At 71.2% G+C, this 9,605-nt stretch carries 10 protein-coding genes; 1 reads left to right on the top strand and 9 read right to left on the bottom strand.

Features of this window, described 5'->3' with window-relative positions; all coding sequences use genetic code 11:
- Positions 1-1,081 (bottom strand): gamma-glutamyltransferase (locus tag VME70_08805; protein ID HTW20295.1); only part of this gene is annotated, 1,081 nt, incomplete at its 3' end.
- A gap of 183 nt (positions 1,082-1,264) precedes the next feature.
- Here VME70_08805 and VME70_08800 point away from each other — a divergent pair.
- Positions 1,265-1,660 carry a hypothetical protein gene (locus VME70_08800; protein HTW20294.1) on the top strand — a complete coding sequence of 132 codons (396 nt, stop codon included), beginning with the start codon at positions 1,265-1,267 and terminating at the stop codon, positions 1,658-1,660.
- Between the two features lie 41 nt (positions 1,661-1,701).
- On the opposite strand, the gene hisH is transcribed toward VME70_08800, so the two are convergent.
- The 8 genes from hisH to dnaE form a co-directional block, all read right to left on the bottom strand.
- Entirely contained in the window at positions 1,702-2,328 is a 627-nt protein-coding gene (hisH, locus tag VME70_08795) for an imidazole glycerol phosphate synthase subunit HisH (GenBank protein HTW20293.1), read from the bottom strand.
- Positions 2,325-2,912: an imidazoleglycerol-phosphate dehydratase HisB gene (gene hisB / locus VME70_08790; GenBank protein HTW20292.1), complete on the bottom strand. Its 588-nt coding sequence runs from the start codon at positions 2,910-2,912 to the stop codon at positions 2,325-2,327. Before hisB ends, hisH begins: the two co-directional genes overlap by 4 nt.
- Positions 2,909-3,988, bottom strand: coding sequence for a histidinol-phosphate transaminase (locus tag VME70_08785; GenBank protein HTW20291.1), 1,080 nt, complete (start codon positions 3,986-3,988; stop codon positions 2,909-2,911). Before VME70_08785 ends, hisB begins: the two co-directional genes overlap by 4 nt.
- Positions 3,985-5,271 (bottom strand): histidinol dehydrogenase, encoded by a 1,287-nt coding sequence (gene hisD, locus VME70_08780; GenBank protein HTW20290.1) that lies wholly within the window; start codon positions 5,269-5,271, stop codon positions 3,985-3,987. Before hisD ends, VME70_08785 begins: the two co-directional genes overlap by 4 nt.
- A 13-nt stretch (positions 5,272-5,284) precedes the next feature.
- A complete protein-coding gene (locus VME70_08775) occupies positions 5,285-5,926 on the bottom strand; it encodes a DUF2567 domain-containing protein (protein ID HTW20289.1) in 642 nt (213 codons plus the stop codon).
- Positions 5,923-6,729 carry an ABC transporter permease gene (locus VME70_08770; protein HTW20288.1) on the bottom strand — a complete coding sequence of 269 codons (807 nt, stop codon included), beginning with the start codon at positions 6,727-6,729 and terminating at the stop codon, positions 5,923-5,925. The genes VME70_08775 and VME70_08770 overlap by 4 nt, the downstream gene beginning before the upstream one ends.
- Positions 6,726-7,679, bottom strand: a complete 954-nt coding sequence (locus VME70_08765; protein HTW20287.1) for an ABC transporter ATP-binding protein — start codon at positions 7,677-7,679, stop codon at positions 6,726-6,728. Before VME70_08765 ends, VME70_08770 begins: the two co-directional genes overlap by 4 nt.
- Positions 7,680-7,746: 67 nt before the next feature.
- A partial coding sequence (gene dnaE / locus VME70_08760; GenBank protein HTW20286.1) for a DNA polymerase III subunit alpha occupies positions 7,747-9,605 on the bottom strand: 1,859 nt, incomplete at its 5' end.

The raw sequence follows: 9,605 nt of genomic DNA, 5'->3' as shown, positions 1-9,605 counted from the left end.
CGGGCCGGAGCTCGAAGCTCGCGGTGTCACCGACCAGCGTGCGCCGCTCGGCAACGTACGCATCGTCGACCAGCTTCCGGGGCAGGTCCTCGACTCCGGGAGCGTCGCCGTACCACGCCTCGCGGTCGGCGAAGGCGAGCTTCGAGCACTCGACGACCGTGTGGAGGTAGTCCGGGGAAAGGTGACCCATTCCGTCGAGGTCGAAGCCGGAGAGCAGCGCGAGCTGGGCGAGGAACACCGGACCCTGGCCCCATGCCTGGGTCTTGCACACGGTGTAACGGCCGTAGTCGTAGGTCGCCGGCTCCTCGATCGTCGGCCGCCAAGCGGCCATGTCGTCTGCGGTCAGCAGACCGCTGTGCACCTCGCCGGTTGGGTCCCACCAGCTGGTCCCGGTCGAGAACCGCCCGAGCGCCTCGGCGAGGAACCCGTCGTACCACGCCGACCGGGCCGCTTCGAGCTGACCCTCGCGGTCGCTCGACGCCGCTTCGGCCTCGCGGATGATCCGCTCATAGGTGTCCGCCAGGGTCGGGTTGGTCAGCTGCGACCCGGGCACCGGCGGCCGGTCGCCGGGCAGCCACTGAACGGCCGAGGTCGGCCAGCGGTCCCGGAAGGTCTGGGCGATCCCCTCGACGGTCGTGCAGATCCCCGGAATTGCCGGGTAGCCGCTGCGGGCGTAGGAGATCGCGTACGACAGGACGTCGCGAAGCGGCCAGCTCCCCCACCGCTCGAGCATCAGCAGCCAGCCGCCGAACGCGCCTGGGACGGTCGCGGCCAGCAGGCCGGCGCCGGGGATCTCGTTGATGCCGAGCTGCTCGAACGCCTGGATCGTCGCCGCGGCCGGAGCCACGCCTTGCCCGCACACGACCTGCACACGCTGGTCGCGCTCACTCCAGAGCAGGATCGGGACCTCGCCGCCCGGACCGTTGAGATGCGGCTCGACGACCTGAAGCACGAACCCGCCGGCCGCGGCTGCATCAAAGGCGTTGCCGCCGCGCTCCAGCACACTCATCGCGGCTGCGGACGCCAGCCAGTGCGTGCTGCCGGTCATGCCGTAGCTGCCGACCAGCATCGGGCGATTCATGTGCACCAGGCACGATAACGAAGCGACACCGGAACAGTCGCAGGCCGCCCGGGCTGGCACGTCGGCGCGCCGGAGGGTCTGCCAACCGTTCGCTTGCGCCGTCCGTCGATGTACTGGTCCCCCGACCAGAGTGGGACCGACCTACGTTGTCGTGGCCGGTTCGGCCGCGGAAAAGGAGAGACGATGTCGAAACGCGTGCACGTGGGACTTGCGGTGGGCGTCGCCACCGGCCTTGCCGCAGCCAGCGTGGCCATGGCGCTACCTGCCGGCGCAGCGGGCAGTCGGACGGTGAAATGCCATGGCACCGCAGAGTTCTGCGGCGCATCGGTCAGCCTCGCCGGTGGCTTCAGCCATCGAAAGGTCACGATCGAGCTGACCGACACCGACTTCGGTCCGGCACCGGCGGCGGTCAGAGTGATCGACCCTGCCGCGAGCGGGTCCTATGCGATCTCGAAGCCGAGGTTCACCGAAGGCGGCTCGCTCTACGTGTTCACCCTCCACTCGGCGAAGAGCAACCCGCGCGACGCACGCCTGGTCCTGCTGTTCTCAGCAGGAACGAAGCAGCCCATCCCGCACTGACGCCGGTACGGCGGTCTTACGGCTGATCGCGTAGGCGGCGGTCAGGGCCGCAGGCTCGACACCCAGTTGCGCAGCAGGTGCAGGCCGGCGGCACCCGACTTCTCCGGGTGAAACTGGGTCGCTGCAATCGGCCCGGCCTCGATCGCCGCCACGAACGGCGCGCCGTGCACCGCGACGGTTTCGCCGACCGCCTCCGGCCCGGCCGCACGCTTGGCGTAGGAGTGCACGAAGTAGAACCGCTCGCCCTCCACACCGGCGAGCAGCCGAGAGCCCGGCGCTGCGACGACCGTGTTCCACCCCATGTGCGGGAGCACCGCCGCGGGCAGCCGCTCGATCGTGCCGGGCAGCACGCCGATGCCCGCCGTCGTCGTACCGTGCTCCGCGCCGGACTGATAGAGGACCTGCATGCCGACGCAGATGCCAAGGACCGGAGCCCCGTCGGCGACTCGGCGCCGGACCAGATCGTCGGCACCGATGGCGGCGATGCCGGCCATGCAGGTCGCGAACGCGCCGACCCCCGGTACGACCAGGCCGTCCGACTCCTTCGCCCGGCTCAGGTCCGCGGTGACCTCGACCGCCGCGCCCGCGTACGCCAACGCGCGCTCGGCCGACCGGAGGTTGCCCGACCCGTAATCGACGATCACCACCGACGGCGCAGCCGCCGTCACAACACACCCTTCGTCGACGGCACGCCGACCGACCGAGGGTCGAGTGTCACCGCTTGGCGGAGCGCCCGGGCGACGGCCTTGAACTGTGCCTCGACGATGTGGTGGGCGTTGCGCCCGCCGAGCACGCGCACATGCAGGCAGATCTGCGCGCTGGCCGCAATCGACTCCCAGATGTGCCGGGTCAACGTCGTGTCGTAGGTACCGATCAGCTCGACCAGGGGTGGCTCGTCGTGCACGCAATACGGCCGTCCGGACAGGTCGACGACGGCCTGCGCGAGGGTCTCGTCGAGCGGCACCATCGCATCCCCGAACCGCTGGATGCCTGCCTTGTCACCGAGCGCCTCGCGCAGCGCCTGTCCGAGCGCGATCGCCGTGTCCTCGACGGTGTGGTGGCTGTCGACCTCGAGATCACCGGTGGCATTGACGGTGAGGTCGATCTCGCTGTGCTTCGCGAGCTGCCCGAGCATGTGATCGAAGAACGGCACGCCGGTAGCGACGTCGGACACCCCGGTGCCGTCGAGATCCACAGTCACCGCGACGCGGGACTCCTTGGTGGCGCGCTCCACCGACGCGGTCCGGCTCATTGCACAAGTGTGGCAGCGCGGTCGAGCGCGTCGAGGAACGCCTCGCTCTCCTCGCCGGTGCCGACGCTGACTCGAAGCCGTCCGGTCAGACCGACATCGCGCACCAACACGCCCTGGTGCAACAGCTCGCGCCACATCGCCTTCTCGTCGCCGAGCCCGCCCACCAGCACGAAGTTTGCCTGGGACTCCGCGACGTCGTACCCGCGGGCGCGCAACGAACGGACCAGCGCGTCGCGGTCGGCCCTGATCTGCTCGACGTGGGCAAGCGTCTGGCTGCGGTGCCGCAGCGCAACCAGCGCCGCCGCCTGCGTCAGCGCCGACAGGTGGTAGGGCAACCTGACCAGCTGCAGCGCGTCGACGATCGACGCGTCGGCTGCGAGGTAGCCAACCCGCGCGCCGGCAAACGCAAACGCCTTCGACATCGTGCGGCTCACCAGCAGCTGCGGATGGCCGGCAAGAACGTCGAGGGTTGACGGCCGGTCGGAGAACTCGGCGTATGCCTCGTCGACGACGACCAGGCCCGGCGCCGCATCGAGCACCGCGTCGAGGACCGCCGGGTCCAGCGCGGTGCCGGTCGGGTTGTTCGGGGCGCAGAGGAACACCACATCCGGCTGATGCATCACGACGGCAGCGCGAGCGTCGTCTGCCGAGATCGTGAAGTCCGCCGCACGGGTGGCCGCGATCCAGGTCGTGCCGGTCGCGAGCGCGATCAGGCGATGCATGGAGTACGACGGCTCGAAGCCGAGCGCACTCCGGCCGGCACCGCCGAACGCCTGCAGCACCTGCTGCAGGATTTCGTTCGAGCCGTTGGCCGCCCACACCTGCCGCACCGCGAGCTCGTGGCCGAGGTAACCGGCGAGGGCGGTGCGCAGCTCGACGGCGTCCCGGTCCGGGTACCGGTTGAGCGACCGAGCCGCCGCAGTCACCGCCTCGGCGAGATCGGCGACCACGCCGGGTGGCGGCGGATAAGGATTCTCGTTGGTGTTCAAGCGGATTCGCGCCGCGACCTGCGGCGCGCCGTACGCCGGCAGCCCCTGCAGATCACCGCGCAGCGGCGGCACCCACGACGCCGTCATCGCACCCTCGACCGCACGGCTTCGACGTGCGCGGCGAGATCCTCGGCGCCGCCGAGCGCATCGATGTGCTCGCCGACCGCGCCCAGCGCATCCTGCGTGTAGTCGACGACGTGGACCTGCCTGAGGAACGAGTAGACGGACAGTCCACTCGTGTGCCGGGCCGTTCCCCCGGTGGGCAGCACGTGGTTGGAGCCGGCCAGATAGTCACCGAGCGACACCGGCGACCAGGGTCCGACGAAGATCGCACCGGCGTTGCGCACGCGGGCCGCCACGTCGCCCGCATCCGCGGTCACGACCTCGAGGTGCTCGGCGCCCCAGGCATCGACCACCTCGATGCCATGGTCCAGGTCGTCGACAAGGACCAGCGCCGACTGACCGGAGAGTGCCGACTCGACCCGCTCGCGGTGACGCGTCGCGGCCACCCGGCCGGCGAGCAGCCGTTCGACGTCGTCCAGCAGTGAGTCGGCCGCCGAGACGAGCAGGCACGCGGCCAGCTCGTCGTGCTCGGCCTGCGCGACCAGGTCGGCGGCCAGAAAGTCGGCCGGCGCGGTCTCGTCCGCGAGAATCGCGATCTCGGTGGGGCCGGCCTCGGCATCGATGCCGACGACGCCGCGGAGCAGCCGTTTGGCCGCGGCGACGTAGACGTTTCCCGGACCGGTGACAAGGTCCACGGCCGCAACGCCTTCGACGCCGTAGGCGAACATCGCCACCGCCTGGGCGCCACCGACCGCGTACACCTCGTCGATCCCGAGCAGCGCGCAGGCGGCAAGCACCGCAGGGTTCGGCCGGCCGTCGAAATCGGCTTTCGGCGGCGACGCAACCGCAATCGACCCGACCCCCGCGACCTGTGCCGGTACGACGTTCATCACCACGCTCGACGGGTAGGCGACCAACCCACCCGGAACGTACAGGCCGACCCGGCCGACCGGTGACCAGCGCTCGGTGACCACCGCGCCGGGCCCGAGCTCGACCCGGACGTCGGCCGGCCGCTGGGCGGTGTGCACCTGACGGGTGCGTGCGATCGCTGCCTCGAGCGCCGACCGGACCGCGGGATCGAGCCGATCGAGCGCCTCGGCGATAGCCGCAGGAGGGACCCGCAGGTCATCGAGCCGGACGCCGTCGAAGCGCTCGGTCAGCTCGAACACCGCGGCGCGACCGCCATCGCGAACCGCGTCCACGATCGGCTGCACCGCCGCCGTTGCGGCCGCCACGTCGAGCCGGGCCCGCGGCAGCACCGTCCGCGGGTCGACCCGACGGCCACGCAGGTCGAGTCGGGCGATCACGGGCAAAGGGTAGTCAGACGAATCGGCGCGAGCCGCGGCCGGCGGAGCGCCGCCAGGAGCGCAGCCCGCCGACGATCGCGTGCGCGGCGACCGCTGCCACCGGCCAGGCAACCAGCACGCCTTCGGCTCGGAGCTTGAAGTCGAAGTAGCCGAGGATGGTCCGCACGGAGTGCCGACTCAGCCCGGGGTACGCCGCGTTCAGCGCGGATACGACGTGCGGGTGCTGCTCGAGATGCCCGACCTGAGCGGCGACCAGCGAGCCGAGGATGCCGCCGACGGCGAGACCGATCACACCGCCGGGGCCGTCGGTCGCGTCACGGGCAAGGACGAACGATCCGGCCACGACGACGAGTCCGGCGAGGATCCCGAGGAAGGCCAACCACATGTCGTCGCCGAGCAGTGCCTTGGTCGCCGCCTCGGAGCCGTTGATCGCGGCCACCAGCCGGACGTGTGGCGCCACCCGTGGCCACAGCATGCCCACCAGCCCACCGAGCACCGTGGAGTACGCCGCGACGACCAAGGCCACGAACACCTCTGCCCGCCAGCGGATCGTGACCTCGTCGAGCGCCTGCGGAGTGGGCCAGGGCTCGGACTTCACCACCTGCCAGTGCTGCCACTCCGGCGTCGCAAGACCGCTACCCGTGGGGTCGGTCATCGGTCGACCGCCCGGCGGAAGACCCGGCCCGCGATCGCCAGTGCGATGCCGCCGTACCCGGCCGTGGCGATCAACCGCACCACGATGCCGGTCCAGTCCGGGTGGGTGCGAAGCGCGCTCGCGAGGGCGTCGACGGCCAGGGTTCCCGGGACCACTGCGCGGATTGCGCGCACTGCCTCGGGCAGGTGGGTCGGAGCGATGATGCCGAGGAAGAGCACCGCAGTCATGCCGAGCTGGCCCGCGACGGTGGCCAGCTCAGGGCGCGGCAAGGCGAGTCCGACGAGGGCGCCGACGCCGGCGAGCGCCGCCGCTGCCACGAGCACGGCTGGCACCGCCACCCACAGCTGCGCCGCCGGCAGGCCATAGATGGCGACGCCGATCACGGCAGTAAGCACCGAGCCGGGTACGGCGAACGACCCGTACGCCGCCGCCGTACCGAGGACCACCGCGGCGGGCGGGACCGGGAGCGCGGCGTAGTAGTCCAGCGCTGCGGCCGCGCGCAGCGCGCCGAAGCGCTGGGCGAGCAGGTTGAGTGAGACGAAGGCGACGACGAGCACGGTCGATCCGGCCACGATGGACGCCGCGGTCGCCGTGTCGTGGTGGTGCACCACCCCGCGAAGGAGCAACACCAGGCCGAGTGACTGCACGGTGGCGACGAACAGCAACGGTCCCCGGGCGACCCGCACCCGGCCGAGCTGCCCGGCGGTCACCGTCGCGATGCCCGCGACGAGGCCGACCCGCGGGCCCGGTGCCGGCGCCCCGGTCGCCGCCTGCTGGCGGGGCGGGCTCTCGACCTCGGTCACACGCGCTCCAGGTCGTCGTCGCGGCCGCCGAGCGCGAGGTAGACGTCCTCCAGGCTCGGCGTCGCCACCGTGAAGTCGTCCAGCGCGGCGAAGACGGCGCCGCGGGTGAGCCGGTCCAGCACGTCACGAGCGTCCTCGCGGCCGAGCCGAGCGATCCAGCGGCGGCCGTCGACGCTCGCGGTCCGGGCCAGCCGCTCCACGGTGGCGTCGCCGGGCGGCGGATCGCTGCGCCAGACCAGGACCACCCGCACCGAGTCATCGACCGCCGCCTTCAACCGACCCGGGGTGTCGCAGGCGATCACGCTGCCGCGGTCGAGCACCGCGACGCGGTCGAGCACGGTCTCTGCCTCGATGACGTTGTGGGTGACCAGCACGACGGTGGTGCCGTCCCGGTCCCGGCGGCGGCGGATCGCCGACCAGACCGCCCGCCGCGCGACCGGGTCGAGGCCGGTGGTCGGCTCGTCCAGCAGCAGCACCCGCCGGTCGGCGGCGAGCGCGGCCGCAACGCACGCCAGTCGGCGTTCGCCACCGGACAGCCGCACCAACGGCAGGTCGGCGAGGCGACCCAGCTCGAGCTCCTCGAGCAGCGCCGACGCCTGCCGCCCGGCGTCGCGGCGGCGCACCCCACGCAGTCGCGCGGTGGTCTCGATCGCGGCGCGTACGGACAGCTCGGCCAGCGCCGGCTCGTCCTGTGCGAGATAGGCCACCAACCGGGGCCCGAGCAGGGGCGTTGCGACCAGGTCGTGCCCGAACAACGTCAACGCGCCGGCGTCCGGCCGCACCAAGCCGGCGAGCTGGCGCACCAGCGTCGTCTTGCCGGCGCCGTTGGGCCCGAGCAGACCGAAAATCTCTCCGGCCGGCACGGTCAGCTCGATCTGCCGGTTGGCCGGAACGGGCTGGCCGCGGTAGTGCTTGACCAGACCACGGACCTCGTACGCCGTACCGCTCACGGCTACCAGCGTCGCGCATCGGCCGCGCGGCCGGTCGGTCAACCCGGCAATTGCGGCTTCGCCGTACTCATCCGGACACGCTGCCCGGTCCGAGCAGCTCCTTGAGGTCGGCCATCACAGCCGGCCCGGCGCTCACCCGCAACCGGTCGTCGAGGCGCAGCACCGTCGAGCGGCCGGCCGCCGTCAGCTGCAGCCGGACCTCGGTCGTGCCGGGATGGCTGGCGAGCACCTCCTTCAACCGGTCGACGACCGGTGGGGTGCATCGCGCCGCCGGCAGCGAGATGGTGACCGGACCGCGCGGGCCTTCGCTCACGTCGGGCACCGAGACGTCGAGCGCGATCAGCCTCGGCACCTCTTCCCGCTTGTCCACCCGGCCCCGCACGAGCAGCACGGCGTCCTCGGCGATGTGGACGGCGCACTCCGAGTAGCAGTTGGGGAAGAACAGCACCTCGATCGCGCCCTCGAGGTCCTCCAACATCGCGGTCGCCCAGGAGTCGCCGCGTTTGGTGATCTTGCGGGTGACCGTGGACAGGATGCCGCCGACCGTCACGATCGACCCGTCTGAACGCTCCTCCCCGGCCAGCGCCGAAACCGGGCAGTCGACCGCCGCGGTGATCACGTGCTCGATGCCGAACAGCGGATGGTCCGAGACGTAGAGCCCGAGCATCTCCCGCTCGAACGCGAGCAGGATCGTCTTGTCCCACTCGGTGACCGGGATGGTGAGATCCATGCCGAGCGCCGGCTCGGCGCCCTCGTCTCCCCCGCCGAACAGGTCGAACTGGCCCACCGCCTCCGCGCGCTTCGTGTCGAGGCAGGCGTCGACCGCTTCGGCATGCACCCGGATCAGACCCTGCCGGGTGTGGCCGAGCGAGTCGAACGCGCCGGCCTTGATCAGCGACTCGATGACCTTCTTGTTGCAGACCACCGGATCGACCTTGGCCAGGAAGTCCGCGAACCCGGTGTAGGCGCCGCGCGAGGTGCGCGTCCCGATGATCGAGGCGACCACGTTCGTGCCGACGTTGCGGATCCCGGCCAGGCCGTATCGGATGTCGGTCCCGACCGGTGAGAAGTCCGCATTGGAGGAGTTCACGTCGGGCGGCAGCACCTTGATGCCCATGCGGCGGCACTCGTGCAGGTACAGCGCGCTCTTGTCCTTGTCGTCGCGCACCGACGTGAGCAGCGCCGCCATGTACTCCGCCGGGTACTTGCCCTTCAGGTACGCCGTCCAGTACGACACCAGCCCGTAGCCCGCCGAGTGCGACTTGTTGAACGCATAGTCGGCGAACGGGATCAGCGTGTCCCAGAGCTTCGCGATCGCCGGGTCGCTGAACCCGTTCGCGCGCATGCCTTCGCAGAAGGGGACGTACTCCTTGTCGAGGATCGCCTTCTTCTTCTTGCCCATCGCGCGGCGCAACAGGTCGGCCTGACCGAGGGTGTAGCCCGCGACCTTCTGCGCGATCGCGATGACCTGCTCCTGGTAGACGATCACGCCGTAGGTCTCGGCCAGCAGGTCGGCAAGAGGCGCCTCGAGCTCCGGATGGATCGGGTCCATCCGCTGCCGGCCGTGCTTGCGCTCGACGTAGCTGAGATGGCTTCCCATCCCCATCGGGCCGGGGCGGTAGAGCGCGATGAGCGCGGCGATGTCCTCGAACGTGGTCGGCTGCAGGGCGCGGATCAGCGATCGCATCGGGCCGCCCTCGAGCTGGAACACACCGATCGTGTCGCCGCGGCAGAGCAGCTCGTAGGCCTCGGGCGCGTCGAGCGGCAACGCCTCGAGGTCGACCTCATCGCCCCGGTTGTTCCTGATGTGGCGGATCGCGTCATCGAGGACGGTGAGGTTGCGCAGCCCGAGGAAGTCCATCTTCAGCAGGCCGAGCGACTCGCAGGCGCCCATGTCGAACTGGGTGATGATCGCGCCGTCCTGCT

The sequence above is a fragment of the Mycobacteriales bacterium genome (assembly GCA_035504215.1).
Classification (GTDB): domain Bacteria; phylum Actinomycetota; class Actinomycetes; order JAFAQI01; family JAFAQI01; genus DATAUK01.
This window is presented reverse-complemented; position numbering and strand designations above follow the sequence as displayed.